Annotated in this window: 25 protein-coding genes, 1 tRNA gene and 2 pseudogenes; 8 read left to right on the top strand and 20 right to left on the bottom strand. The window is 67.9% G+C overall.

The genetic code is table 11. The features are described 5' to 3' along the window. The first annotated feature begins 216 nt into the window (after positions 1 to 216). Positions 217 to 1302, top strand: coding sequence for a calcium-binding protein (locus tag Apa02nite_RS25055; RefSeq protein ID WP_203827153.1), 1086 nt, complete (start codon positions 217 to 219; stop codon positions 1300 to 1302). 61 nt (positions 1303 to 1363) lie between these two features. Here Apa02nite_RS25055 and Apa02nite_RS25050 read toward each other — a convergent pair whose 3' ends face one another. The 9 genes from Apa02nite_RS25050 to Apa02nite_RS25010 form a co-directional block, all read right to left on the bottom strand. Then, positions 1364 to 1615, bottom strand: coding sequence for a hypothetical protein (locus Apa02nite_RS25050; protein ID WP_203827152.1), 252 nt, complete (start codon positions 1613 to 1615; stop codon positions 1364 to 1366). A 47-nt stretch (positions 1616 to 1662) separates the two neighbouring features. After that, positions 1663 to 1965 (bottom strand): hypothetical protein, encoded by a 303-nt coding sequence (locus Apa02nite_RS25045; protein ID WP_203827151.1) that lies wholly within the window; start codon positions 1963 to 1965, stop codon positions 1663 to 1665. Between the two features lie 30 nt (positions 1966 to 1995). After that, positions 1996 to 2205, bottom strand: coding sequence for a hypothetical protein (locus Apa02nite_RS25040; RefSeq protein ID WP_203827150.1), 210 nt, complete (start codon positions 2203 to 2205; stop codon positions 1996 to 1998). 189 nt (positions 2206 to 2394) lie between these two features. Next, positions 2395 to 3593, bottom strand: a protein-coding gene (locus Apa02nite_RS25035) for an IS3 family transposase (protein ID WP_203827149.1) whose coding sequence is annotated in 2 segments (ribosomal slippage) — positions 2395 to 3329 and positions 3329 to 3593 — 1200 coding nt in all. Because the reading frame shifts where the segments join, the coding sequence is not laid out codon by codon here. After that, positions 3508 to 4575, bottom strand: coding sequence for a WXG100 family type VII secretion target (locus Apa02nite_RS25030; protein WP_203827148.1), 1068 nt, complete (start codon positions 4573 to 4575; stop codon positions 3508 to 3510). Before Apa02nite_RS25030 ends, Apa02nite_RS25035 begins: the two co-directional genes overlap by 86 nt. Then, positions 4572 to 4898, bottom strand: coding sequence for a hypothetical protein (locus Apa02nite_RS25025; RefSeq protein ID WP_203827147.1), 327 nt, complete (start codon positions 4896 to 4898; stop codon positions 4572 to 4574). The genes Apa02nite_RS25030 and Apa02nite_RS25025 overlap by 4 nt, the downstream gene beginning before the upstream one ends. Then, complete coding sequence (locus Apa02nite_RS25020) at positions 4895 to 5278, bottom strand: YbaB/EbfC family nucleoid-associated protein (RefSeq protein WP_203827146.1); 384 nt, start codon at positions 5276 to 5278, stop codon at positions 4895 to 4897. The genes Apa02nite_RS25025 and Apa02nite_RS25020 overlap by 4 nt, the downstream gene beginning before the upstream one ends. 108 nt (positions 5279 to 5386) lie before the next feature. After that, positions 5387 to 5776 carry a PPOX class F420-dependent oxidoreductase gene (locus tag Apa02nite_RS25015; RefSeq protein WP_203827145.1) on the bottom strand — a complete coding sequence of 130 codons (390 nt, stop codon included), beginning with the start codon at positions 5774 to 5776 and terminating at the stop codon, positions 5387 to 5389. 14 nt (positions 5777 to 5790) lie between these two features. Further along, a complete protein-coding gene (locus Apa02nite_RS25010; protein WP_239164553.1) occupies positions 5791 to 6420 on the bottom strand; it encodes a TetR/AcrR family transcriptional regulator in 630 nt (209 codons plus the stop codon). 18 nt (positions 6421 to 6438) lie between these two features. Here Apa02nite_RS25010 and Apa02nite_RS25005 point away from each other — a divergent pair, with 18 nt between their 5' ends. Continuing rightward, positions 6439 to 7692, top strand: coding sequence for an epoxide hydrolase family protein (locus Apa02nite_RS25005; RefSeq protein ID WP_239164552.1), 1254 nt, complete (start codon positions 6439 to 6441; stop codon positions 7690 to 7692). Positions 7693 to 7872: 180 nt separating this feature from the next. Here the strand turns inward: Apa02nite_RS25005 and Apa02nite_RS25000 are convergent, their stop codons facing one another. Next, a complete protein-coding gene (locus Apa02nite_RS25000; RefSeq protein ID WP_203827143.1) occupies positions 7873 to 8193 on the bottom strand; it encodes a MerR family transcriptional regulator in 321 nt (106 codons plus the stop codon). A gap of 759 nt (positions 8194 to 8952) precedes the next feature. Beyond that, positions 8953 to 9074: pseudogene (locus tag Apa02nite_RS24995) on the bottom strand (IS5/IS1182 family transposase); the annotation flags it as partial. Between the two features lie 9 nt (positions 9075 to 9083). On the opposite strand from Apa02nite_RS24995, the gene Apa02nite_RS24990 reads away from it, so the two are divergent. Next, positions 9084 to 9359: a hypothetical protein gene (locus Apa02nite_RS24990; protein WP_203827142.1), complete on the top strand. Its 276-nt coding sequence runs from the start codon at positions 9084 to 9086 to the stop codon at positions 9357 to 9359. Positions 9360 to 9387: 28 nt separating this feature from the next. On the opposite strand, the gene Apa02nite_RS24985 is transcribed toward Apa02nite_RS24990, so the two are convergent. The 4 genes and pseudogenes from Apa02nite_RS24985 to Apa02nite_RS24970 form a co-directional block, all read right to left on the bottom strand. Then, complete coding sequence (locus Apa02nite_RS24985) at positions 9388 to 10251, bottom strand: 8-oxoguanine DNA glycosylase OGG fold protein (protein ID WP_203827141.1); 864 nt, start codon at positions 10249 to 10251, stop codon at positions 9388 to 9390. Between the two features lie 443 nt (positions 10252 to 10694). Beyond that, on the bottom strand, positions 10695 to 11027 hold the full coding sequence (locus Apa02nite_RS24980; RefSeq protein WP_203827140.1) for a hypothetical protein: 333 nt from the start codon (positions 11025 to 11027) through the stop codon (positions 10695 to 10697). A gap of 3 nt (positions 11028 to 11030) precedes the next feature. Continuing rightward, positions 11031 to 11222, bottom strand: a pseudogene (locus Apa02nite_RS52400) (polymorphic toxin type 30 domain-containing protein); the annotation flags it as partial. Between the two features lie 92 nt (positions 11223 to 11314). Then, a complete protein-coding gene (locus tag Apa02nite_RS24970) occupies positions 11315 to 11854 on the bottom strand; it encodes a hypothetical protein (RefSeq protein WP_203827139.1) in 540 nt (179 codons plus the stop codon). A 552-nt stretch (positions 11855 to 12406) separates the two neighbouring features. On the opposite strand from Apa02nite_RS24970, the gene Apa02nite_RS24965 reads away from it, so the two are divergent. The 3 genes from Apa02nite_RS24965 to Apa02nite_RS24955 all read left to right on the top strand — a co-directional run bounded on the left by Apa02nite_RS24965 (position 12407) and on the right by Apa02nite_RS24955 (position 15020). Further along, positions 12407 to 12479, top strand: a tRNA-Arg gene (locus tag Apa02nite_RS24965). A gap of 118 nt (positions 12480 to 12597) precedes the next feature. Next, positions 12598 to 13923 (top strand): cellulose-binding domain-containing protein, encoded by a 1326-nt coding sequence (locus Apa02nite_RS24960; protein WP_203827138.1) that lies wholly within the window; start codon positions 12598 to 12600, stop codon positions 13921 to 13923. Between the two features lie 116 nt (positions 13924 to 14039). Further along, positions 14040 to 15020, top strand: a complete 981-nt coding sequence (locus Apa02nite_RS24955) for an alpha/beta hydrolase (RefSeq protein ID WP_203827137.1) — start codon at positions 14040 to 14042, stop codon at positions 15018 to 15020. Positions 15021 to 15179: 159 nt separating this feature from the next. On the opposite strand, the gene Apa02nite_RS24950 is transcribed toward Apa02nite_RS24955, so the two are convergent. From Apa02nite_RS24950 to Apa02nite_RS24940, 3 genes are read right to left on the bottom strand one after another with little or no spacing between them, the layout of a single operon-like run. Next, a complete protein-coding gene (locus Apa02nite_RS24950; protein WP_239164551.1) occupies positions 15180 to 15788 on the bottom strand; it encodes a MarR family winged helix-turn-helix transcriptional regulator in 609 nt (202 codons plus the stop codon). A gap of 14 nt (positions 15789 to 15802) precedes the next feature. Continuing rightward, positions 15803 to 16270 (bottom strand): cytidine/deoxycytidylate deaminase family protein, encoded by a 468-nt coding sequence (locus tag Apa02nite_RS24945; RefSeq protein ID WP_203827136.1) that lies wholly within the window; start codon positions 16268 to 16270, stop codon positions 15803 to 15805. Continuing rightward, entirely contained in the window at positions 16267 to 16923 is a 657-nt protein-coding gene (locus tag Apa02nite_RS24940; protein WP_203827135.1) for a GTP cyclohydrolase II, read from the bottom strand. The genes Apa02nite_RS24945 and Apa02nite_RS24940 overlap by 4 nt, the downstream gene beginning before the upstream one ends. Positions 16924 to 17112: 189 nt before the next feature. On the opposite strand from Apa02nite_RS24940, the gene Apa02nite_RS24935 reads away from it, so the two are divergent. Further along, a complete protein-coding gene (locus Apa02nite_RS24935) occupies positions 17113 to 18729 on the top strand; it encodes a serine/threonine protein kinase (protein WP_203827134.1) in 1617 nt (538 codons plus the stop codon). A gap of 61 nt (positions 18730 to 18790) precedes the next feature. On the opposite strand, the gene Apa02nite_RS24930 is transcribed toward Apa02nite_RS24935, so the two are convergent. Next, the gene (locus tag Apa02nite_RS24930; RefSeq protein WP_239164550.1) at positions 18791 to 21853 is read right to left on the bottom strand and encodes an EAL domain-containing protein; all 3063 of its coding nucleotides are present in this window, start codon (positions 21851 to 21853) and stop codon (positions 18791 to 18793) included. Between the two features lie 150 nt (positions 21854 to 22003). On the opposite strand from Apa02nite_RS24930, the gene Apa02nite_RS24925 reads away from it, so the two are divergent. Further along, entirely contained in the window at positions 22004 to 23614 is a 1611-nt protein-coding gene (locus tag Apa02nite_RS24925) for a chitinase (protein ID WP_203827133.1), read from the top strand. Here Apa02nite_RS24925 and Apa02nite_RS24920 read toward each other — a convergent pair. Beyond that, positions 23611 to 25470 carry an Lcl domain-containing protein gene (locus tag Apa02nite_RS24920; protein WP_203827132.1) on the bottom strand — a complete coding sequence of 620 codons (1860 nt, stop codon included), beginning with the start codon at positions 25468 to 25470 and terminating at the stop codon, positions 23611 to 23613. The genes Apa02nite_RS24925 and Apa02nite_RS24920 overlap by 4 nt on opposite strands. Positions 25471 to 25900 lie beyond the last annotated feature (430 nt).

Here is a 25900-nt window from a genome sequence, read left to right as displayed (position 1 = left end):
CGGGCATGACCCACCCCCATTTTTGGGCTCCCGGAGACGCACCGACCGTAGGTCCGCGTGAATCGGGCTCACAAGCTGCCCAATGGGCTATGCCCAGGGGATGCGCTCTCCTGCCCTTCGGCGGTGCGGGCGCTCGTACCACATGATGTAGATCTTTCCTTCGATGCGTCGGAACGGTACCGTTCCAGCACTGAGTCACGCCCTGAAAGGATCACCATGCCCCGCATCACCCGGCTGGCGACTGTCGGAATCGGCCTTCTCACGGTGGCTACGGCCGGGACGATCGCCTCGCCCGCGCAGGCGGCAACCGGCGGCGTCGCCTCGGTGACATCCAGCACGAAGGTCCAGTACAAAGCGGCGAGCGGCAAGCAGAACAAGGTTGTGATCACGCGCAACGGCAACACGATCACGATCGACGACAAGGTCGCGGTCAACGCCGGTAAGGGCTGCAAGAGGGTGAAGGGCGACAAGACCAAGGTCACCTGCACCACGAAGAAGGCACCCGGCCGGGTCACGATCTACACCTACGACCGCAACGACATCATCGTCAACAACTCCGACGTACGGATGTTCGCGTTCAGCGGCACCGGCAACGACCTGGTCTCTGGTGGCTCTCGGGGCGACGCGATCCAGACCGGGAGCGGGAACGACCGGGCTGACGGCCGGGGCGGCATGGACACCCTCTGGGGCATGACCGGCAATGACACCCTGCGCGGTGGCACCGGCGACGACCAGCTGTGGGGATTGGAGGGCACCGACGTGCTCTTCGGTGACACGGGCGGCGACATGCTCGAAGGCGGGCCGGGCCGCGATCGTCTCGACGGCGGTGCCGGCAACGACTCCCTCAGCGGCGACGACTGGGAGCAGGCGAAGGCGGCGGATGTCCTGCTCGGCGGAACCGGCACCGATCTGGTCAGCTACGCCGGCTACACCAAGGCGGTAGCCATCGACGCTGACGGCGTCAAGGGCGACGACGGGCAGGCCGGTGAGCACGACACCATCGGTGCCGACGTCGAGGCACTCTTCGGCGGCTCGGGCAACGACCGGATCACCGGAAACGCGGGGAACGGCTCACTGATGGGCGGTGACGGCAACGACGTGATCCACGGCGGCGCCGGCAACGACTGGATCGTCGGCGGCGAAGGCAAGGACAAGATCTACGGCGACGCCGGCGACGACTCCCTGGACGGCGGCGACTATGACAAGAACGTCGTCGACCTGCTGAACGGCGGCGTCAACGACGCCTACGGCGACCACTGCGAGAAGGCGCCGAAGGACACCCTGGTCGGCTGCGAGAACTGATCGCGGACAGGTCCCGCGCTCGTCTCCGGCGTCCTGGCTGTTCAGAACCAGGTGACCGTATCTATTCTTCGACGGTCCAGGAGCGCCCCACCTCGACATATGCGGCGTCTGCCCGATCGACCACCAGGATGGTCTCGCCGGTGCGCCGGGTGCGCGGCGTGAGGTGATCGACCCCGAGCACGTGGACAAGGTCTCCGCTGGTGTCATCCCGGAGGCGCGGGACACCGACGAGCTCACCATCGCGGATCGACCCGACGACGATCAAGCCATCCCGCGCTGAAATATCGAATACCTCATTGATGTGGAACCGCATTTTCCGAGCCGTCCAGGTGCGTCCAGGTTGCTGGTTTCGCTGTGGTCTCAGTAGTAGTAGGCGTGCGCGGTTGCAGGAGCAGTCCCGGAGCGTCGATATGCGCGCATGATGGCGACGACCACCTGATTGAACAGACGTCGGTCTACTCCAGCCGCGGTGCCGGACGGCTCACCTTGCGCGGGGTCGAACAGAAGATCGCCGATCGGCTGACCGCTGTCATCCGCGGGACGGATCCTTCGGGCCGGTACTTCGAAGGTCACGAAACCGGTCTGTTCGTTGGCTTCCCACCGGTAGAGCACACTCTCACCGGTCAGATCGCCCTGTGCCCAGATCCCGATCGAGGCGGTCATCGCCGGCGTCCCCCTTCGTTGACAAAGCGCCTAGTAACTTCGCTGATAGCCGATCCCGTCCCGGGCAGCGGCCTCAGGATCCCAGGTAAATCCTGCCTCGATGGTGGCGGTATGCGCACGTCCGTAGCTCGGGTCGCCGGTTCTGGCCATGTACTGCGCCTCGAAACGTTCGTGCCGCAGCAAGTCGATGTCGGCCGGGTGAGGATTGCCGGCGGCCAGCCGCTGCCACGCCTCTGCCATGCGCGGGTTGGCGTCGAAGCGCGCGACGATCTCATCTCCGTAGAGGTCGAGTAGATGTTCGTCGCGGAAAACGTGATTCTTGACGGTCGTGATGTCATCGGGGCTGAAGCCGTATTCCTGGGCGGTCGCGGCGATGGCGGGAAGTTTGAGCTGCCACTGATTTTTCGGACAGGCGTATTTAGGCCTAATTCACGCGGCGAGTCGCTGATCCTCGAACTCGTACCGGATCTGGTGCGGCGTTTTGTAGCCGAGTTGCGAGTGGCGTCTGCGGGAATTGTAGCGGAGCTCGATGTATCTGGCAATATCGCGGCGAGCGTGTTCCCGCGTCGGGTAAACGGTACGGCGGACCCGCTCGTTCTTCAGCGTTGCGAAGAACGACTCGGCCATCGCGTTGTCGTAGCAGATGCCGGTCCGGCCAACGGATTGGCGAATCCTTAGATTTTTCAGAGTGGCGCCGTAATCGGCAGAGGTGTAATTGCTGCCGCGGTCGGAATGGAAGATTGCGTCATCGGCCAGTCGGTGGTTCCTGGCCGCCATCTGGACCGCTTCCTCGATGAGCGGCGTGCGGTAGTGATCGTCCATGGCCCAGCCGATGACTTCCCGGGTATAACAGTCGATCACGGTCGCCAGGAAAAGCCAGCCCTGCCACGTCGGAATATACGTGATATCACCGACCATTTTCCGCCCCGGGCGGTCGGTGGTGAAATTACGGCCCATCAGATCAGGAATGCGGTGCGGCGTGTCGCCGGCCTCGGTGAGGCTGTGCCGCCACGGTCGAGGCTGGCACGGCCGCAGGCCCAGCTCACGCATCAGGTCGCGAACCAGCTCCAGGCCGCAGGCGACGCCGTGGGCGGCCAGGTCCGCGTGGATGCGGCGGTAGCCGTAGGTGCCGTCAGACGCCTCGAAGAAATAAGTAATGAACGTCTTCAATTCCTCGCGGCGCAGAGAGGTCGCGGAGGCCGGCTTATTTCGCCAGTCGTAATACCCGGACCGGGAAACGTCCAGCCAGGAACACATCTTCGTCAGAGATGGAGACAAACTATTTTTGTTCTTCTGTGATGTTGCGTACTCGCCGTCGATGAACTCGAACGTGTCGCTCACCGATGATCCCGGGCGAAGTACGCCGCGGCTTTTTTCAGGAATTCATTCTCCATACGCAATTCCCGCGTCTCGCGTTCCAGCTGCCGCAGCCGTTCACGCTCGTTGACCGAAAGGGCCGGTTCCTCGTCGACATGCTCACGGCGATGTCTGGCTACCCAGCTACCCAACGTGCCCTCGCCGACCCCCAATTCGCGAGCCACATCAACAATCGGACGCGACTCGTCGATGACGAGTTTTACAGCCTCTCGCCGGAACTCCGGCGAGAAACTTCTCTTCGGACGAGGCATGCAATTCCTTTCCCAGGCGAACCAATTCTATTTGGTGCACCTGTCCGGAAAGATCATGGCGGCTCAGTTCGTCGTCGGAGGCGCGGAAGGTGTCGTAAGCATGATCGGCCCAGTACTCCTCGAAATCTATGTCGCCGCGAGGGCGTCGCAGCTCACCGCCGGTCTGGCGCACTCCTGCGGTTGCATCGGAGGCGGTTGCCGTCGGGTCGGAGCGGCTGAGCTTGCCGAGTTTGTTTTTGAGTTCGTCGAGTATGCGGGTCAATTCGGTGAGTTTGCCGTTGAGCCGCCGCAGGCTGTTCAGCAGTGCTCGAATGAAGCCTTGGATCCGGTTGACCCATGTGGCGACGAGGGCGCTCACCTGGCTGATGACCACCGGGGTAGCGAGGCCGAGGGTCAGGCCTTCCTCGGCCAGCCATTGAGGTAGACGGGTGGCGAGCGTGGCTACGAACTGGGCGATCAGATCGCGGACAATGCCACGGACCAGGCCGACGAGCAGCCCGGCGCCCTCGACGGCGTATGAGATCCCTTCGGAGGCTTTCGCGATGCCGCCGAGGGCGTCGAGTTGCTGCGCCGCATGGTGCCGGTAGGCGTCACCGGAGGCGCCGGACCAGCCGGTCGTCTGGTCACGGACGGCGTCGGCGTAGCGCTGGTGAGTGGCGGTCACAGCCGTGGCGACGTTGCGCCACGTGGCGGCATGTGCGCTGATCTTGTCGGGCTGGCCGGCCAGCCAGTCCAGGGCCTCGCGTAGGGGCTGCAGGTGCTCCATCAGCCAGCCGATGCCCCAGGCGGCCAGCGAGCCGAGCGGGTCGATCACTGTTCCGAGCAGGTCCAAGGAACCGCCGACGCCGCCGAGCGTGCTGTCGACCCAACTGCCGTTCTGGATCCCATTGCTGATCTGGGCGGCGTCTTCTGCCAGGCCGAGCCCGGTGTACCAGGTGGTCGACGTGGCAGTCTGGGCGATCAGCGGATTCGGGGTCATCATGGCTGACCGAGGCTCGGTCCTGCGGCCTGGTGCAGATCCTGAGCGCCGGCGCTGTCGGCCGCTGTGAGGCGGGAAACCGTCGTGCGCAGATTCAGCGCCGTCTCCCCGAGTGCTTCCACCGCGTCGTTCAAGACCCCCGCAGCGCTACCGAACAACGGCGTCAGCAGGGTCGGCAGGAATTGGCAGAGCTGCCCGTACGCCGCGCTGCTCATGCCTATCTCGCCGATTGCCGCCCGGATCTGCTTCATCTCGTCGGATGCTTCGCGGACCAGGTCGGCGTGCTGCAAGACCGCCTCGGCCGGAAAGCTCATTTCCGAACTCATCGATCCGCCTCGCGCTGGACCGTGCCGAACCGGGACTCGAACGAATCGATCACCGCTTGCCCAGTCTCGGAGTCCACGCCGACCGTCGCTCTGACCTGCTCGGCCACCAAACGGGCGAGGGCCGCCTGCGCGCACCGTGTCACTGTCATGATCTCCTCGGCCAGCCGAGGGCCCGACAGCTCATGCACCCGGTCGTCGAGTTCGAGCCGCGCCAACTGGCCGCCGGACCCGACGACGACCCGGATCGCGCCGCCGTGACCCTCCGCAGAACCGGTCAGTGCTGCTACCCGCCGCGACAGCTCGACGCCGCGCGCAGCTTGCGTATTTACTTGGCCCGCCCAGGAATCCAGCCAATCCTCGGCGGCATCGATGTCATCCATGGTCAACTCCCATCGACGTGCATCGACAGGCTAGCGAGCTTTTGCCAACAGGACGGCAAAGAACCGCCGGGCGGCCCGGCGCAAGCGGGTCGGCGCTGCGTTCAGGGATCAGGGCGTATGCAGCTTGTCGACCTTGATGGTGAGGAGGACGCGCTGCTGCTGACCGCCGCCGAAACCGGGGTACGGGCGGCCGATGTACTTCTGGGACAGCTCGTCGATGTTTTCCCGGGCGCCGTCCGTTGTGGCGTCCACGACCGTGCCGCGCAGAGCCCAGGACCGCGACGGTGCGGCAGGGTCAGCGATGCCGATGGCGATGCGAGGGTCACGTTTGATGTTGCGGGTCTTCTGGTGGGTGTCCACTGTGTTGATGAGTACGTGTTCACCGTCCGTACCGGCCCAGGTCTGCGAGATCTGCGGCGATCCGTCGGGCATCAGCGTGGTCACGAAGCAGATCGCCTTGGCGTTGAGGACCTGGAGCAGGTCATCCGGCAGAGCCATGATGGGCTGGACCTTCATTTCTTCTCGTTGTAGAGGTGGTCGATGACCGTCTCGTCCGGCGGGTCGCCGGACAGGTCGGCGTGGCGCAGGCCGGCCAGAGCGATGGTCAGGGCGCGTCGCCACAGCTGCGGGGCGAAGCCGCGAGAGGCGTCCATGACACTGCCCACCATCACGTGCACGGCGGCGAAGTCGGCGGGGGTTGCTCCGGCTGGCAATTGACCCGCACGGACGGCGCGGGCGATGAGCTCCGCCACGAGCGGGGTCATCCGATCGTGGGCCCGCTGGACCGCTGCGGTGGCCTGGCTCCGGCTGCGCAGCAGCTCCCCGACTCCCCGGCTGCGCGCCTCGATCTCGAGTTGCTGCTCGAGGAACCAGATGAGCCCGGCCCAGGCGTCGTCGCGCTGCGCTGCCTGCTCGGCAAAGCCGATCACCGTGTCGATGTGGTCGTTGAACAGGGCGTTCAGCAGGTCCTGCCGGTCCGGGAAGCGGCGGTACATCGTGCCCATCCCGGTGCCCGCGGCTCGGGCGATGTCTTCGTACGAGACGTCCAGGCCCTCGGTGGCCATCAGTTCGTACGCCGTGCGCAGCAATAGTTGGCGGTTGCGCTCAGCGTCGCGGCGCAGGGGAGGAGCCGGGTCGGTCACGTGATCGACACTATCTAAGTGGAAGAAGAATTCCAAGTTGAATTTATTTTCCACTTAATGGCTAGACTGGCGCTCCCCCGATACCGAGCACTCCAGGAGCACTTGATGAAAACCAGCGACACCGTCGAGCCGTTCACGGTCGCAGTCTCCGACGACGATCTGCAGGACCTGTTGCGTCGCCTCACCGCCACCCGCTGGCCGGACCGCGAAACCGTCCAGGACTCGAGCCAGGGACCGCAGTTGGACCGCATCCGAGCCCTCTGCGATCACTGGGCCACCGGCTACGACTGGCGCCGCACCGAGCGAGCCATCAACAGCTTCGGCTCATCCCGCACCGTTCTGGACGGGATCGGCATCCACTTCCTGCATGTGCGCTCGGCTGAGCCTGGTGCGACGCCGCTGCTGCTGTGCCACGGCTGGCCCGGCTCCATTCTGGAATTCCGGCAGCTGATCGGCCCGCTGACCGATCCAGTTGCACACGGCGGCAACGCCGAGGACGCCTTCCACGTCGTGATCCCCTCCATGCCGGGCTTCGGGTTCTCCGACAAGCCCACCGCCGCAGGTTGGAACATCTCCCGGACAGCCGACGCGTGGATCACCCTCATGCAGCGGCTGGGTTACGACCGCTGGTTCGCCCAGGGCGGCGACTGGGGTGCGGCCGTCGTCGAGCAGATCTCCCGCAAGGCACCCGAACGGTGCAGGGCCGTGCACTTCAACCTCCCGCTGGTGTTCCCCACCGCGCAGGAGATGAGCGAGGCGACGCCCGAGGAGCAGCAGATGATGGCGCACGCTCAGCGCTACCAGAGCGAGCTGGACGCTTATGCCCGGGAGCAGGCGACCAGGCCGCAGACGATCGGCTACTCGCTCGCCGACTCGCCGGCCGGACTCGCCGCGTGGATCTACACCCTTTTCCAGGACGTCACCGACAGCGACGGGCATCCGGAGAAGGCCGTCGCCCGCGACGAGATCCTCGACGACATCATGCTCTACTGGCTCCCCAACTCCGCGGCGTCCTCCGCCCGCCTTTACTGGGAAGAGCGGTTGAGTAGCGCCACGGACACCGGTCCCTGGGAGCCCAACCCCGTCCCCGCCGGGTTCAGCATCTTCCCTGGCGAGGCGGTCCAGGCATCCCGGCGCTGGATCGAACGACGCTACGCGACCGTGTTGCACTACGCCCAGCTCGATCGCGGTGGCCATTTCGCCGCTCTCGAGCAGCCGGGCCTGCTCATCGAGGAAATCCGGATGACCTTCAGGTCGGCGCCACCGGCCTGACCTGCGAAGTGGCGGGTTTGACATGCGATCACCGCCGGAGGAGTCCGTTGCTGACGGTATGCGCGGATGGTCGATGCATCTGATCCATCGGCGACGGACATGCGTGACCGCAGGCCGGCTGGGGCTGCGGCGCCTGGTGCCGTTCCGCGAGCAGTGGATACGCCGAACGGTCCTTGGGCGTCAGGCAGCGTCCGCGTGCTGCCGGTGCTGGTAGCTCTCGTTGAGTCGGAGAGCGTCCTCGAGTTGGTTCTCGAGGATGATGATCCGGCAGGCGGCTTCCAGGGCGGTGCCGTTGTCGACCATCTCCCGGGCCCGTGCGGCGAGGCGCAGCTGGTAGCGGGAGTAGCGGCGGTGCCCGCCGGCGGATCGGAACGGGGTGATCAGCTTCGCCTCGTCGAGGCGGCGCAGGAAATCCTGCGAAGCGCCAGTGATCTCCGCGGCGCGGCCCATCGTGTAGGCGGGGTAATCCTCATCGTCGAGCATGTCATCCGGTTGAGCCATACAGGGACCTCCATGACGAGGGCCCCGGCGCAGAAGCGCCGGGGCCCAGGGTTACGGGTTTACTACACCATCTACCAACAGGTTCGTCGGTTTGTCGTATCCGCACCGGCCGCGAACTTCAGCGGCGTGGAGTGCGAGGATCGCATACGCGTGACCGGAGACCACCTCACGTTCGATGGAGACTGCGGTGTCCACCCCAGAACCGGCACTGCGTCCTGACGGCGGGCGATCCAACGGTGCTGAACCCTCCCTTTCCTCTGCTTCCATTTTCTGTACTGCTGTCTTACCGTCTGCCGGTGTCGGAACCCCACGCAAACTTCATGGCCCCGCGCACGTGCGGCAGATCCTTGCTGCATCAGACAGAGCCCTGAACGTTCATCGGCCCTATCTGCGTGCCTCGACCTGGAAATTCGTCAAGGTCTTGACTGCCACTTCCACTGCCTTACCAAGTGCGGTCCTACATGCTTTCCTTCGACCGCATCAGGCAGAACCCTGAATTTGCATCAGCCCTGCCTGCACCTGCCTTGACCTGGAATTTCGTCAAGGTCTTGTCTTGCCATTGCCCTGCTGGGGTGCGGTTCTGCACTCCAGTGCGGTGCCGAGCGAGCCACGAACATTTCCGGGCCCTGCTTGACGCTCGGCCTGCTGCGTCTGCGTCTTCAACGATCTTTGCTGTCAACGAGAGAAACACTAACCGGTCTCGTCGAGAAAGTCTAGTAACCCCGGCACAGATTTCTTGGGCCGTGGTTCCCATCTTGGACGCCAGGCGGTCGCGACACCGATCTCGGAGCCGGCGGCGAGGCGGGTGCCGGTGTCGTCGTTGCGCCGGTGGGCCGGGGCGAGCAGGGCCCGGGGCCGGGGCGTCGCCATCGGGATCGGCGCTACTTGCGATGGGCGCTACCGACGCCGACATCGACGCCTTCTATGACCGCCTCGACGCCGAAGCGCCGGGTTGGCGACGCGCCGAGACTGCGTCGCCCGAGGCCCGCGCCGTACTCGAGCGGACGTGGGAGCTGATCTTCGACACCGGCGCGTGGTCCGCGATGCCGCACTGGCAGGCGACCGTCGCCGAACTGCGGATCACCGATGTGACCGCTGCCGTCATCCTCACTGTTCCCACTGCTGGTACGCGGCGGGCACCGGGCGCAACGACACCTGCCTGCTAAGGCGGCTGACGGCCGACCACCTGCGGACCTAGGCGTTTCGGGCCAGCAGAATTCTTCGCAGCTGCCGGATGCCTCGCTCGAAGTCGTCCACGTCAGCAGGGCTGACGTCGGCCAACGCGGCGAAGGCCGACGCGGCGTCCTCGATGGCCTCCAGGACCGCCGTGGTGGCGTCACCGTCTGATCCGGGCAGCACGGCGGTCTCCGTATCCGGGGCTGCCCATGGACTTCGACCGGGTTCCTGGCTGAGGGTGTCGCTGAACATCAGGTACTCCACGATGTCCGGCGTCGTCCCGAGCTCGTCGGCCCAGGCGCCGACCAGGTGGAGATAGCGGGTGTAGTCGCCAACCTGCCAGTCCAGCCTTACCTGACAGCCCGCGTGCTGGCGTAGCCACCGCTGCACCAACCGGTCGAGGATCAACGCCGGTGCCGATCCCGGGGTGTTGCAGAAGTAGAGGTACTTGGTGGCGAAGGCAACCCCGAGATAGCGCAGGCGGTGCTGCGCCAGCCAGGCGAACGCCGCCGCGCCCCCTTCGCTACGCACGACCTGCGCCGCCTCGCGTAACGTCTGCGCCGCTTGTGGGTTCTCGCGCAGGACCCGCGCGGTGCGGAAGGCGCCGTATCCCACCGGTCCGTACCCCCACACCATCGCGGTCACGAACGCTTGGACCGCCAGGGCCTCGCTGTCCGCTGCGCCGGCCGCACGTTTCGCCACGATCGCGCGGTCGACGACATCAGGCAACGGCGCCAGCAGATCGTGATGTTCGGGGAGGTTGGCCTGCCAGGTGGGCCTCATCCACCTCGTGGCTGGCTGTTCCCGGCGGCCACCGTCCGCCCATCGAGACAACACGTCCCGCAGCCGATGGGGGATCAGCGGCATCGCGTCGCTCGACATGCTTGTCATGCTGCCACCGCCTGAGCTCCGAGGATGCCGTGACACGACCTCGACGCTCCACGAAGACCTGTACCAAGCCCGAGGCGGCAACGGACCCGAAGCCATCGCGACGCTGCGAACACCGCGACCGGCTGGCGCCGCATCCGCGCCGCGACCGATATCGCCCGCGCCACTCGCCAAACAACCACCACTCACTGGCCTGATCAACGCCGTGACCGGCAGCGGCCACGTCCCTGACCGGATGCCGCCGACCCGCTAGTGCCGGCAACACCACAAGTGCCATTCCGTACTTCAGCCGGTTACAACCAAACCCGCCGTGCCGATCAGGCGATGTCTCCCGGCGCCGAGGAATGGCCCGGCCGGCACGGAATTCGACAGACTGACTAGATGCCAGTTCATGGGTTGGTGTGGTTCGGCAGATTGGCGACCAGCGATGCTCAGCACTAGAAATACTCTTCCGCGAAGTAATCGAAGTATTCGACTTCGGATCCCTTCAGCGATTCGCGCCTCAGCTTCCTGAGAGGCGCTATGGCCGATGAAACGATATGGCCAGTGTCAACCAGCTCGTAAATAGCGTGGAGCTCCTCTTCGCGGCAGTCCTCATCGGTTTCGACGACGGCCGCCACCGAGAGGGCCATGCCGAGCAGTCGCACCTCGAACTCGCTGAATGCCGTTAGCCAATCGGTGACCGTGCCGGACGCCTTGGAGCGCTCCTTGGTTTCAGTGCTGGCAATTCCCCTGATCAGGCCGAGTAGTCGCGGTTCGCCAACTTCCATTGATTACACCTGCCCTGGGTGGGTGCCACGCCATTCGACGTGGTCTGGCATTGGGATGTGGGTCTTGTTGGCTGCAGTTGGGTCGTGGTACGGACTTTTATCGTTATGGGACTGCTTATGGTAGAGGTTACCTTCTTCGTCCTGATATCTTCCTCCGATCTGGATGCGGTAGGTGTCGCCGTCGCCGGAGTTTGTCCCCTCCCTGGGTTGGGATCAGACGTATGGATCCTGAGGCGCTCGGTCTGTCCGGCCTCATTTTTCCATGTCCATTTACGTCCGAATTCAGATCAACTTTCTACATTAGTCCACTCATTTTCGACCGCATGTGGTGGAATGATGTCCATCGGGTTGGCACCGTTTCGGAGGTCGTAGCCGAACTCCTTCTTCGGCACGGTGCCCCGGTCGGTCAGTGCATTTCCCCGTAGGGCGGAGGTGATCGGTCTGCCCCACATGCCAACGGTGGCGACGCTGGCAGCGAAAGTGCCGGAGACTGCCATGGCCGCGGATCCCGCGGATCCCGCAGAACTCGCCGCGATGGCTCCCGCGGCGACGGTGGCTGTTTCCGATGCTGCCGCGACTGCTCCGGCCGCCGCCATGCCACCGCCGGAGGCGCCCGCGACCCCGGCGGCAGCAGCTCCCTCCACGCCGGCCGTGACGATGCTGGTGAGCACCGGTGCCGCCGCGATAGCTGGGCCGCGTTGCTCGCGGCCACCGCATTTACCCTGTCCGCCTGCTCGGGAGACGACGACATACAAGCCAAACCTGAGACCGATGTGAACGCTGTGGTGCAGCAGCATGCGGATGCAGTCGCCAAGGTCGCCGGCCAAGCACTACAGAATCCGAGTCTGACCCCGCATGGATGCACCGGCCCGGTGCTCCGTCAGGCGTTGTCGTCCTCGCTCAGCGGACTCGGTGCGGACGAATCCTTCCCGAAACCCTTGTCCACCCTCCACTCAGGCCGCGTCTGGCTGACCGAAGACATCGAGGCGTGGATCGCAACTCATCGTCCCGACCAGGCGTCGATCCCTCATTGAGCGTCATCGGTGGCGCCTTCGGCGACAGCCTTGCTCGTCCTTCAGGTCGTCCACGCGCCGCTGAAGCAGCCCGCGCGGGAGAGAGGCGTGTCCGGGCCCAACCGCATCGCCTCAAGTTTGACTCGGGGCCCCGTCCAGGGGCGCGGTCCTGCTCGGGGATGCGTGGTCATCAGCGGGTAGCGGTGGTCAGCGTCGGGCACGGGTGGTCACGGAGTCGCCGGCGGCGATCCGTGTGCTCCGGATGTGCTCCCCGGGTCGGAACGTCCCGGCCGAGGCGCTGCTGGTCAGCGGTGGGTGTTATCGGGTGCTGGTGGTCACTGCTGGTCAGGTACGATCAGCACTCGCGCCCTCGTAGCTCAGGGGATAGAGCAACGGTTTCCTAAACCGCAGGTCGCAGGTTCGATTCCTGCCGGGGGCACCCAAACAAGCCATCTGGAGCGCGCCCTGCGCGCAGTAAATCTGGACCGTGCGCAACCTTTTGGGGCTCGGCGACCACTGACCTACCGCATGAATCCCCGACATGCGGAGGCTTTGACATGTCCATCGGTGAACATCGCCGGCCCTCGACGACGCGGCGTGCGCTCTGGATCGGTGCGTGTGTGCTCACCGCGGTCTCGACCGTTGCGGTGCTGAAGCCGGCGCTCGCGGCGACCGGGTGCAGCGTCGATTATCAGGTGACGAGTGAGTGGTCGGGAGGGTTCCAGGGGTCGGTCACGCTGACCAACCTGGGTGACCCGATCACCGAGTGGAACCTCGGGTTCAGCTTCCCGGACGCCACCCAGAAGATCACTCAAGGGTGGAACGCCACCTGGAGCCAGTCCGGGACCGCGGTCGTCGCGACGAGCATGAGCTGGAACGGTTCGATCGCCGGAAATTCCAAGATCAACATCGGATTCACCGGTACGTTCACTGCCGCCAACCCCAAGCCGGCGGCGTTCACCCTCAACGACAGCAAGTGCACCGGAGCGGTCACCACCCCGTCGGCCAGCACCTCCACAAGCGTGGCGGCATCCCCCACGCCGTCAAAAACCGCGCCGGCGAGCCCGACCGCGAGCCCGACCGCGAGCCCGACCCCGACGGCAAGCGCGACCCCGACCGCCACCGCCGACCCCTGGAACCCGCCGTCCACCCTGGTCAAGCCGCTCGCCGCGGTCTGGGCACACGAGGAGTCGACGTACAGCGACCTCTACGGCTTCAAGAACTACGGCTGGGACCAGCTCGTCGCGAACGCCGGCACGATCAACTATTGCGTGCGGTGGGACTCGACCGCGCACGTGACGGCGGCACAGCGGGACGCGGTGCAGGTCGCGCTGCAGAAGCAGTACCAGAAGTGGATGGACGCGATGCTCGACGACGGCCAGGGGTGGGACAACTGGCCGTACAAAAATGTTGCGGTCAAGGTGGTGGGCTGGGCCGTTCGTGATCGTGCTCAGCTGGAGTGGACCGACGACGCGGTGGACGTCTACGTCAACGACATCAACGAGGACGCGCCGCAGTGCGGAGAACCGTGCGGACGCTTCTTCCACCAGGACGGCAACTACTCGGGCTGCACCGGCGGCAAGGCGCACCACTACGACAACTCGCTCTGGCTGACCGCGGGCTTCGAGGGCGGCGCCGGCGGCGACTGGGGTCAGCGGATCGGCGCCGAGTACTTCATGAGCAACCTGACCACCGAGAACATCCACATCCTGTTGCACGAGATGGGCCACACGTACGGCCTTGACGACTTCTACGACTGGGATCCGCTGAACGGCACGGCCGGGTTCATCATGATGGCCGGCAGCGCCACCCAGATCACCGACTTCGACAAGTGGATGCTGCGCGACTTCTGGCGGCACCTGAAGAGCCGGTACGGCCTCTGATCCGGCCCCCCGGTCCGCTACTTCATTCGTACGGTGAAATGGGGTAACCGGGCCGGGGGATTCCGTGCGGTGACCGCATCGCGGATGGTGGAGGGACATCCGCCGGGGGAGCCCGCATGATCAGTCGCCCGCTTTCCCGACTCCTCGCCGTGGCCGCGGTCCTGGCCGGCACGCTGACCGCGGTCGTCGCCGCCGGGCCGCCGACCTCCGCGGCCGGGCGCCCGATCCGGGTCTTCCGCGATCTCGCCTACGCCGCCGCACAGCCGGCCGGCAGCCGTGGCCACCTGCTCGACCTGTATCTCCCGGCCGAGCGGAGTACCGCCCCGCGACCGCTTCTGATCGTGATGGGCGGCAGCGGCTGGTTCGGCGACGACGGCAAGGGCTACGCGCCGGCGCTGGTACCGCACTTCACCGCGGCCGGTTTTGTGGTCGCCGGGGTCTCCACCCGCTCCAGCTACCAGGCGAAGTTCCCGGCCCAGCTGGACGACGTGCGGGCCGCGATCCGCTGGCTGCGGGTCAACGCCGCGCAGTACGAGATCGACCCGGGCCGGATGGCGGCGCTGGGTGACTCGTCCGGTGGCTGGACCGCGCTGATGGCCGGGTTCACCGGCACCGGCGTGCGCGCCGTTGTCGACCTGTACGCCCCGCTCGACTTCACCCGGATGGACACGCACATGCTGGCCGGCGCGTGCGACGCGTTCAACCGCGCCTTCCACCTGACCGCCTGCCACGCCGACCCGGGTTCACCGGAGTCCGCGCTGCTCGGCTGTCCGATTCTGACCTGCCCGGACCGGGCCGCCGAGGCCGATCCGATCCGGCGGGTGACGTCGTCCGCGCCGCCGGTTCTGATCATTCACGGCACCGAGGACGGGCTGGTGCCGCTCGATCAGAGCGAACGGCTCTTCGACGCCCTGGCCGCGGCGTCGGTCCCGGCGACGCTCTACATCGTCCCGACCGTGGGCCACAACCGGAACATCGTCTCCCCGGACCATCCCCGCGCCACGGTCCGGCACACCGGCCCCCGATTGATTCCGGACACCGAACACCCGACATACACCACGATCGAGGCGTTCGTCCGAGCCGCGTTGACCCACTGATCAATTCAGGGGTACGGGTGGAGCACGCGATGCCCGCGTTCCGGAGCGACCGCAGCGCGCCCCCGGCCCCGGCTGGCTCCTAGGGGTGCCTTCCGCGCCTCGAGACACCCCTGAGACCCAGCCGGGGCCGGGAGGCGCGCGCGGTCCGGGGGCCGGGGGTCAGGGGGTGACGGCGGGGAGGATCTTGCTGGTGATCGCCCGGAGCTGGTCCACCTCGGTCGTCGACAGGCGGTCGAAGATCAGCTGACGGACCTCGGCGACGTGGCCCGGTGCGGCGGCCGCCAGGATCTGCAGGCCCTGCTCGGTGAGGGAGGCGATCTGGCCGCGCTTGTCGAACGAGCAGGCCTTGCGGCAGATCCAGCCGCGTTGTTCCAGGCTGGCGACCGCGTGCGAGAGGCGGCTGGTGGTGGTGCCGACGATGCGCGACAGGTCGGTCATCCGCATCGAGTGGCCCGGTGCGTCGCTGAGCGTGGCGAGAATCTGGTAGTAGGCGTGCGGGATGCCGGCCTCGTCGCGGAGCTGCCGATCGAGGGCGGTCGGCAGCAGCATGAGCAGCTGGGTGAGGTTCAGCCAGGCGGCCATCTCCGGATTGCTGAGCCAGCGCGGCTCGGCGGCGCGTTCCGAAGCGGCCCGGTCCGAAGGGGCGCGGTCCGAAGGGGCCCGGTCCGAGGCGGCGTGGTCCGAAGCGGCCCGGTCAAAGGCGTCCAGCCCAGCGGCGGCACGGTCTGAGGTGGCCAGGTGGAAGGCGGGCAGCTCCGTTTCGGTCACGAGGGCATCCTGGGTCATGTCGTTTGCATCCCCATGACGTGGGCGTTGATGTTGCGCACCGCGTCGCCCAGGTCCGGGATCTCGAGCACCTCGACGCCCTGCCCGACGAGGGTCTCGACACCGGTGCAGTCGGCGAAGTGCAGCGGCTCGCGCAGCGCCAGCACCACCCGGCGGATGCCGGAGGCCAGGATCAGCTCGGTGCACGACGTGGGCCGGGACTTGCGGGTGGTGCACGGCTCCAGCGACGTGTAGAGCGTCGCGCCGGTCAGGTCGAAGCCGCGGCCGGCCAGCTTGGCCAGGGCTTCCTCTTCGGCGTGGAAGTGTGGGTCGGTCTCGCCGGTGTACCCGGTGGCCATCGGGTTGCCGGCCGGCCCGACCACCACCGCGCCGACGGCGTAGTGGCTCGGCGACGGCGGGGAGAGCCGGGACAGGTCGATGGCGGACCGGGTCCAGAATCGGTCGGCCTCAGTGAAGAGCGTCATGCGGCACCGGTCAGGTCGATGGTGTGCGCGGTGTGGTCGCGCTTGGTGGCAAGGTACCGGGCGTTTGCCGTGGAGAGGTGCACGCCCGTCCGAATCTGTTCAGTCACGTCGACGCCGAGGTCACTGAGTTGCCCGGCCTTGTCCGGGTTGTTGCTGAGCAGCCGGATCCGGTCGACGTCGAGGGCCTGCAGCATCTGCGCGGCGGCGGTGTAGTCCCGCTCGTCCTCGGCGTGCCCGAGCGCGAGGTTCGCCTGGTACGTGTCCAGCCCGGTGTCCTGCAACGCGTACGCGTCGAGCTTCGCGTACAGGCCGATGCCGCGGCCCTCCTGGCGCAGGTAGAGCAGGATCCCGCCGGCTTCGGTGATGCGCTCGGCGGCCTCCCGCAGCTGCGGGCCGCAGTCGCAGCGCTGGCTGCCGAAGACGTCACCGGTCAGGCACTCGCTGTGTGGTCGTACCAATGGATTGTCGGAATTCTTCCAGTCACCGAGACCGAGCGCGAGGTGCTCGCGGCCGTCAGCCAGGCCGATGAACGTGAAGACCTCGGCGGAGGTCTGGTAGCCGTCCGGGAATTCCAGCGGCACCGTGACCCGGGTCCGAATCCGCGCCGCCGCAGGCCTCACCCGTGCCGCTGCCTGGCCGATCGTCATCGTCATCGGGAACCCCCATGGTTGTTGAAGTTTCACTAACACTATTCGTCAGTCGCTCTTGAAACTTCAACAAGTCGAGCAGTGGGCTACATCACGACCTGATCACTCAACTCGCGCTTCCGGCCGTAATAGATCGGCATGGGTAAACTCCGCAGGTCGCGGCGACCGGTGCCGGCGGAGGGGGAACGGGTCGACATGAGCATGCCGCTACGTCCGGGCGATCAGGCCCGGCTCGGCCGGTACGAGCTGATCGGGCGCCTCGGTGAGGGCGGCATGGGCACCGTCTTTCTGGGCCGTGGCCCGGACGGCCGGCTCGTGGCGATCAAGATGGTCCGCACCGAGTTCGTGCACGACGCCGAGTTCCGTGGCCGGTTCCGGAGCGAGGTCAACCGGGCCAAGCAGGTGCCGTCGTTCTCGACCGCCGAGGTCCTCGACGCCGACCCGGATCACGAGCCGCCCTACCTGGTCGTCGAGTACGTCGACGGCCCCAGCCTGGCCGCCGAGATCAAGGACAACGGGCCGCTGTCCGACACCGCGCTGCACAGCGTCGCGGTCGGCATCGCCACCGCGCTGACCGCGATCCACGGCGCCGGGGTGATCCACCGTGACCTCAAGCCGGGCAACGTGCTGTTCGCCCGCGGCGGCATCAAGGTGATCGACTTCGGCATCGCCCGCGCGTTCGAGGCGACCAGCCAGCACACCCGTACCGATCAGATGGTCGGGACGGTGGCGTACATGGCGCCGGAGCGTTTCGACCCGGCGGACGGGCGGCCGGTGACCGCGGCCGCGGACATCTTCGCCTGGGGCGCGGTGGTGGCGTACGCGGCGACCGGGCGTACGCCGTTCGCCGCCGAATCCGCGCCGGCCACCGCGATGCGCATCCTCACCCAGCCACCGGACCTGTCCGGCCTGCCGGAGTCGGTGCGGTACGCGGTGGAGCGGGCGCTGGCCAAGGACCCGGTGGAGCGACCCGGCGCCCGGGAGTTGCTCGACCTGCTGCTGGCCGGCGGAAAGGCACAGCCGCTGACCGCCACCACACGGCCGCTGAGCGGCACGGCGCAGCCGGTGAGTGCCACCGCCCGGCCGGTGAGCGGCACCGTCTACCCGGCCGGCGGCATCGTGCCGCCGGCCGACGTGCTGCCGGCGTCGGCACCGCGCCGGCGTTCCGGGAAGCTCGTACTCGCGGCGCTCGCCGTGGCGCTGCTGGCCGCCACCGGGGTGGTCGCGGCCCGGTATCTGCCGCGCGGCTCCTCGACCTCCGCCGATCCCAGCGCCGCCCCGAGCGCGGCAGCGCACTCGGCGGCGCCGTCGGCGGCAGCGGCCCTGACCGCCGCCGAACGGCTGGCAGCGATCAAGGGTGGCCGCAATCGCACCCTCATCCACCTGGCCGAGGACGACCGGGACCTCGCGCTGGACACGCATTACACCGAGGTCACGGCGGGCGACGGCACGGGCGCCAAGTCCGAGTTCGCCCTCATCCCGCTCGGTGTCGACTACATGATCCGCACGCTGCGCGACCCGAGCGATCCTCGGGAGTACTGCCTGGGCGTCAAGATCCTCAAGGATGGCGACGCGCGGCTGGTCGGGGCGGACTGCGAGAACTCCGAGGCGACCGTCTTCTCGCTGCTGCGCACCGAGGGCAACAAGACCGACGACAAGAATCGGCCCACGTTCTGGATCTACAACGAGACCTATGGGTACGTCCAGTGGGACTCGGCGGGGAAGTACCTGTACGTGCAGGAAATCGGCGACGCCCCGCCGGTGTCCACCTACAGCTTCGTCGACCGCGGCCCGCTGCCGTCGCCGAGCTGACCGGTTCTGCCAGCATGAAGGGGCCGTCGCGATCCGCGGCGGCCCCTCTGCTGTGCGGTGGTCAGCGACCCGCGGCGTCCGCCAACGCTCGTTCCAGCGGGACCGGCCGGCCCAGGTAGAAGCCCTGGCCGAGGCGGATCCCGCAGGCCACCAGCGCGTCCCGCTGCGGCGCCGACTCGATGCCCTCGGCGATCACCGTGCAGCCCTGCGCCTGGGCGAACTCCACCAGCGCCTTGATCGAGGCCTGCCGGGCGCTCTCGGTCTCCACCCCGGCGAACGCGGTCGGGCCCAGCTTGAGGATGGCCGGTTTCAGCGCCTCGACCCGGGCCAGCGAGTCGTACCCGGTCCCGGAGTCGTCGATGGCGAACTTCAGCCCGGCCGGCATCCCGTCGAGGTCGGCCTGTTCCGGGTCGGGAATCTCCAGGACCAGCGGCCGGTCGGCCTCGTCAAGCAGCGGCGTCAACTCCTTCGGGCGGCGCAGCAGGTCGCTGGAGACGTTGACGGCCAGCCAGGTGCCGGCCGGCAGCGCCGTCGCCGAGGCCAGGGCGGCCCGGATCAGCGCGGCGTCCAGGTCGATGTGCTGGCCCCGGGCCTGCGCGACGGCGAGCCCGAGCTGCGGCGTGGTGCCGTCGGCGAACCGGGTGAGCGCCTCGTACCCGACGATCTCGCCGGACTCCAGCTCGGAGATCGGCTGGAAGACGGTGAAGAAGTTGAACTCCTCGAACGAGTTCGACCGGGCCGGCGACGTGTTCATCGGCCAGCGGCTGCCGCTGGTCTGCTGGTTGGCGCGGACCGCGACCAGGCTTGAGGTGCGCTCGGTGCCGTAGTGCAGCACCGAGGCCCAGTCGCCGATCGCGCCGGGGCCGGCCGCGGCCAGCGCGGCGGCACTGCCCGGCGACGCGACCGGTGCCGCGCCCTTGGCGGGCTTCTTCGCCTTCACCGGGCGGTACAGCCAGGTGCGGATGTGGGTGAAGAAGTCGACGAGGGTGTTGCCGATACCGACAAAGGCGATCATGGCGTACGACGCGAGCACCAGGTTGATCGCCGCGAAGACCAGGTTGTCCCAGTTCTTCAGCTGGATGTCACGGACCGCGGTGTACCCGCAGAACGCGATGAGGGCGAGGGGCGCGAGCAGGTAGCTGCTCGCGGCGGTCGTCCGGTCGCGGACCTTGGGCGTACGTTTGAATGCGCTCTTCTCCCCGGTGAGCAGCTGCAACAGCGAGGCGAAGCTGCCGGACAGGTTGACCGGGAGCAGGATTAGGTTGAAGCCGTAGATCCGCAGCACGTCGATCCGGCGGTACCCGCAGTACTTCAGGTCGGCGGCCATCATCCCGAAGTACGGCACCGACACCAGCAGCAGGATCGGGTTGAGCAGGTCGGCGTTGAACGGGTAGACCAGCATGATCACCAGGCACACCGAGCTCCAGAAGATCGAGGCCATGTAGTTGACCCGGAGGAACAGCTCACCGAAGCGGTTCTTCTGCTCGCGCTTGGTCTTCGCCCGGAACTGGTCCTTGAGCCGGGACAGGATCAGCAGGCCGCCGTTCGCCCAGCGCTGACGCTGGATGCAGAGCGAGCCGAAGTCCGGCGGGGTGGCGCTGTAGGCCATCCGCTCCGGGTAGTTGTACAGCGTCCAGCCGTGCACGCCGAGGTCGATCGTCGATTCGGTGTCCTCGATGACCGTACGGTCCTGGATGTAGCGGCGGATCTCCCAGTCGCCCTCGTAGGCGACCTCGCAGATGTCGTCGAGTGCCTTCTTGCGCAGCACCGCGTTCGCGCCGACCCAGAACGTCGCGCCGTAGTGGGTCATGCCCTGGTGGACGATGTGCTGGATGTCGGTGGTCGCCCCGGAGATCCGCTCGATCCGGGTGGCCGCGCCGGGGAACGCGCTGTACGGCGTCTGCGCCACCGCGACACCGGCGTACGCGCCCTGCTCCATCAGGTGCACCAGGCGCAGGCAGTAGTCCGGCAGCAGGACACTGTCGGCGTCCAGGGTGAGCACGTAGTCCGGGTTCGGCACGGTCAGCTCGCCGCGGCCGGCGCCGGCGTCCACCAGCGCCACCCCGAGCGGGGTGCTGACCTGCTGGTAGCTACCGCCCATCAGGCCGATGTAGCTGTTCAGGTTCATCGCCTTGTTCGGCTCGTGCGAGAGCGACACGAACCGCTTGCGCTCGAAACCGGTCAGGCGGACGTCGAAGATCGCGAGCAGCCGGCTGTAGAGCTGGACCAGGCGGGCGACCGGCAGCGTGGCGTTCTCGTCGGCGCCGTGCTCCAGCGCACCGGCGATGGTGGCCAGCTCGTCGCCGAGTTTGTTGACGATGTGCTCGACGAAGAACGTGTCGGTGTGGTCGACCATCTCCTGCTGGTGGCCGAGGCTGTAGAGCCAGCCGGTCGCGTACCGGTACTCGTCGGCCAGTTCGCGCATGTCCTCGACGGTGCTGGCCCGCTGCTCGCGGTCGCTGAGGTCGCGCTCGAACCGCTCGTACGCGGCCTTGACCCGCAGGTAGGGGACGGCCATCTCCGACTCGATCTGGCCGGGCAGGTTACGGGCGGACAGCAGCAGGTCACGGGAGGCCCGGGTCTTCGGCTGCTGCGGGTCGTCGATCAGCAGCACCACCCGCATGCCCGGGTACTCCTGCAGCGCCGCGGAGTACAGCGTGGTCCGGATGACCCGCTCGTCCTCCTGGTACGACGGCACCAGCACGGTCACCGACGGCTTCTTCGGCTCGGCCAGGAACGCGTCCAGCACGATCCGCGGCGCCCGCTGGTGTGCCCGGCTGCGATAGAAGAAGCCGATCCGGGTGATCAGGTACGCCATCGCGGAGGCGGCCAGCCCGGTGATCACCAGCAGGTAGACGATCGCCTCGGCGGCCAGCCGCGCGCTCGTCGCCCTGCCGACCACGAACTGCTCGAACACCGTGTAGGCGACGTAACCCGCCCAGACGGTGATGGTGAGCACGATCGCGAGCCGGCCGCGGGCGATCCGGCCCTCGGAGACGGGTGGCGGCACGATCGGCTGGGGCGCCGACCGCCGGTCGGCGCCCCACTGCCGTGGAGCGTCCGGCCGGGGCTGGGCCACCGATTTGCGCTGCATGGGGTTGCCCTTCACATGGGTTGTCGACACCGGCCGCACCTGCGGGACCGTTCGTCATTCCATCGGCGTTTACGCGCCTCGGCTTGAAGGTTTGGGCGGAAAATCCGGTCCAAGCTTCAGTGGGCGGCAAATCTGCCGATTCGAGAGCCGGAAACCCATGAAGGAGAAGAGGGCTCTGCGATGCTCACCGACCGCGCCACCCCGCTGTTAGTGCGGCCGGACGACGACCCGCTGGCCGACCCGGACTGGCAGGAACCGGAGCCGCCGGCCGAGAAGCTGTCCTGGCTCCGGCTGGGCTTCCTGATCCTGGTCGTGGCGGGGGTGGGAATCGGCGGGACCGCCGCGGTGATGCACTGGCGGGACAACGCCGGCGCGCTCGCCAAGTCGTGGGCGGTGCCGTACGTCGACGTCACGCTCACCCCGACGTTCGAGTTCCAGGATCCGACGCTGAACCCGGCGAACGACGTGGCCCTGGCGTTCGTCGTGGCCGACAAGACCGACGGCTGCGCGCCGAGCTGGGGTGGCGCGTACACCCCGGACGAGGCGTCCGCGTCGCTCGAGCTGGACCGGCGGATCAGCCAGCTCCGGGCGGCCGGCGGCAACATCATGCTGAGCGTGGGCGGCCTGACCAACAGCGAGCTCGCGGTGGCCTGCACCGACCAGGCGCGGCTGACCGACGCGTACCGGCAGCTGGTGAAGCGGTACGACCTGGCCACCCTGGATCTCGACATCGAGGGCACCGCGCTGGCCGACCAGGGCTCGCTGACCCGGCGGGCGGCCGCGCTGAAGACCCTGCAGGCGGAGCGGACCGCGGCCGGCTCGTCGCTGGCGGTGTGGCTGACCGTGCCGGTGAGCCCGGAGGGCCTGACCGCCGACGGAGTGGCCGCGGTGCGCGCCACGCTGGAGGGCGGCGTCGCGCTGCGCGGCGTGAACGTGATGACCATGGACTACGGCTCGGCCAAGGGTTCGAACCCGGACATGCTGGAGCTCACCACCAGCGCCCTGAACGCCACCCACAAGCAGCTCTCCGACCTCTACCTGCGGCTCGGCGTGCAGCTCACCTCGTCGGAGGTGTGGTCCCGGATCGGCGCCACCCCGATGATCGGGCAGAACGACGTCGACGCCGAGCGGTTCACCGTCCAGGACGCCGCGGGGCTTGCCACGTTCGCGGTGGACAAGGGCCTCGGCCGGGTGTCGATGTGGTCGCTGAACCGGGACTCCCGGTGCAAGAACACCTTCACCAACGTGGTGGTGCACTCGAACACGTGCAGCGGCGTCGACCAGACCGCGCTGGAGTTCTCCAAGGTCTTCGCCGGTCTGCCGGGCACCTCGGTGGGCAGCAGCGGCCGCGAGTCGGTGGAGATCCCGGACCAGAACGCGACCGTCGACGACCCGGCGACCAGCCCGTACCCGGTGTGGCGGCTGACCGCGCTCTACGTCGGCGGCTACAAGGTGGTCTGGCACGGGGTCGTCTACCAGGCGAAATGGGCCAACCAGGGCGCCGACCCGACCGCCGACGACGTCTCCGGCACGCCGAACCCGTGGTCGGTGGTCGGCCCGGTCAGCACCAGCGAGATCGCACCCACCCCGACGCCCGCGGTGTCCGGCGTGACCGCGGAGTGGAACCCGGCGCTCGGCTACAAGCGCGGTGACCGGGTGGTGTTCGGCGGCCTGCCGTACGAGGCGCGCTGGATCACCAAGAACGAGCCGCCGTCGACCGAGTACCCGATCGGCCCGGAGGAGCCGTGGGCGCCGCTCTTCACCGTCCCCGGCGAGCCGGTGACCGGTTAGGAACTCACACAGCGGGCGTACCCCGCGGTGACCTTGCGATAGTTCGTGTAGCCGTCGTCGTAGTTCAGGGCCCACCGGGCGGACGGGTCGGGGGCGGCCGTCGCGGAGGTCCAGTACCAGCCGTTCGCGGCGGTGCCGGGGAAGGCCGACCGGTTGATCGCGGGGGCCACCCGGGAGTCGTCGACGGTGCTGGCGAGTTCGGTGAGGCTGGGCAGCCGCCAGGTGCGGCCGCCCAGCCTCAGTGCCGTGCAGGACGCGGTGGCCGCGGCCGCCGTCATGGTGGCCGCGGAGCCGGCCCGCTGCCAGACCAGCCCGGTCTCCGGGTCGGTGACCTGGCCGGCCGCGACCCGGTAGGCCGGCGCGCCGGAGCCGCCGCCGGACCGCACGCAGCGGACCCGGTAGGCGCCGGTCTGGAACGCGCCGTTGCTGGCCAGGCCCTCGTAGAAGTTGATGATCCAGGCGCGCAGCGGCCCCTTGGTCACCGCCCACGGGGTCGAGGTCCAGAAGAACTGCGCCGGAGCGCCCGGGAACGCTGTGGTGTTCAGCGCCGGCCCGGAACGGGTGCTGTCGACGATCGAGGTCAGCTCGATCCGGGTCGGCAGGTGCCAGCCGCCACCGTCCAGCTTCAGCCCGGCGCAGTACGCCTTGGCCTGCGGGAACGTGTAGGTGTCCGGTGCCGTGGCACGCTGCCACTGCAGGCAGGTGACGTCGTCGCGGACCACCCCGCCGCCCAGGTCGGTGTATTTCGCCCGGTGGGTCAGGCCGGTCTTCGCCGGGTTCGGCATCGGCCAGCTGGCCCAGCGCGGGGCCAGACCGGCACCGCAGGCGGTGGTTTTCGGCTTCACCGGTGCTGTTGCCGACGGTTTCGCCGACGGTTTTGCCGTCGGCGGCGCGGTGGCCGGGGCGACCGAAGAAGGCGCGACGGAGGCGACGGCCGGGGCGAGGCCCGGCGCGACCGGCTGGGCGGTGGGTTGCGGTTCGGGCCGGCTGGCGTACGCCGCGGTGCCGCCGGCCGCGAGCACCGCGACGACGGTGAGCGCCGCCGCGACCGGATGTGATCGCAGCCAGCCGCCCTTGACCGCCACCGCCGCGGTCAGCGCCGCCGGAACCGGCACCAGCGCGCACCCGACCAACAGCCGCTCCACCGCCACCGGGTCCGGGACGGTCGCCAGGCACACCGGGCAGTCCCGGACGTGCCGGTCGATCCGTTTGCGCCACAGCGCGCCCGGCCGCTGATCCCAACCGGTCATCGTCTCGGCGAGCCCGGCGCAGCGCGGCCGCGCCTCCAGGGCCGCGACCAGGATCCGGCTGCGGTCGAGCTGGGCGCGCATCCGCTGGATCCGGACCGCGGCGTACGCGGAAGTGGTGTTCAAGGCCACCGCGGTCTCGCCGCGACCGATCTCGCCGGCCGCCTCCTGCCACCAGAGCGCCAGCACCGTGCGGTCCTCGGCGTCCAGCCACCGGCTCGCCTCGGCCACCTGGCGCCGCTCGCCGGAGAGCCGCAGCCGCAGGATGGCCAGCTCCTCGAAGTCGGCGCCGGTGTCCGGGACCTCGGCGAGCGGCCCGACCCGGGCGGCCGCCTCGGCGCGCTGCTGGTGCACGCCGACCTGATGCACCGCGATGGTCAGGATCCAGGCGCGCAGACTCTCCGGCTGCCGCAGCGACGGCAGGTCACGGATCACCCGCAGCATGGTCTCCTGCACCACGTCGTCGACGTCCGGATGCCCGTTCAGAGCCCGGCCGATCACGTTGAAGACCAGCGGAAGAAACGCCCGGGCCAGCTCGTCACGGGCCCGCCGGTCACCGCGCTGGGCAGCGGCGATCAGGTCGCGCCGGCGGTCGTCGCGCTTGCTCATCGGTCGGGCCCCTCGCGTCCGGTGCGCTGCCGTGCGTCATTCAACGGGCGCTTCGAGGGGAGAGATTAAATAGCTTTCCGGAGCTCTGTCAACGCGCGGTCGTGGCGCCCCGGCGTACATATCAGTTTTCGCTTTGAGATTTTTCACTGCGGCCTGAGCTGCAGGTTTGCGGGAATCTCGAGGCCGTGGACCATTGTCAAAATCGCATCGTACGGAATTCTGATGCCCCGGTGCGGGTGGTCGTGAGCGCCATTCCGGGGAAAGCCGCGCGGGCCACACCCGGTGAGGTGTGACCCGCGCGTGTCATGCATCAGTGAGAGGGGCGAGGCCCACCGTTGCCGTGGCCGCCGTTACCCGGTCCACCGTTGCCGGGTCCACCGTTGCCGGGTCCACCGTTCGAGGGTCCGCCGTTGGAGGGTCCGCCGTTGCT

Origin of the sequence: Actinoplanes palleronii, assembly GCF_016862315.1 — a bacterium.
Lineage (GTDB): Bacteria > Actinomycetota > Actinomycetes > Mycobacteriales > Micromonosporaceae > Actinoplanes > Actinoplanes palleronii.
The sequence above is the reverse complement of the archived record's forward strand: the minus strand, read 5'-3'. Positions and strand labels throughout refer to the sequence as shown.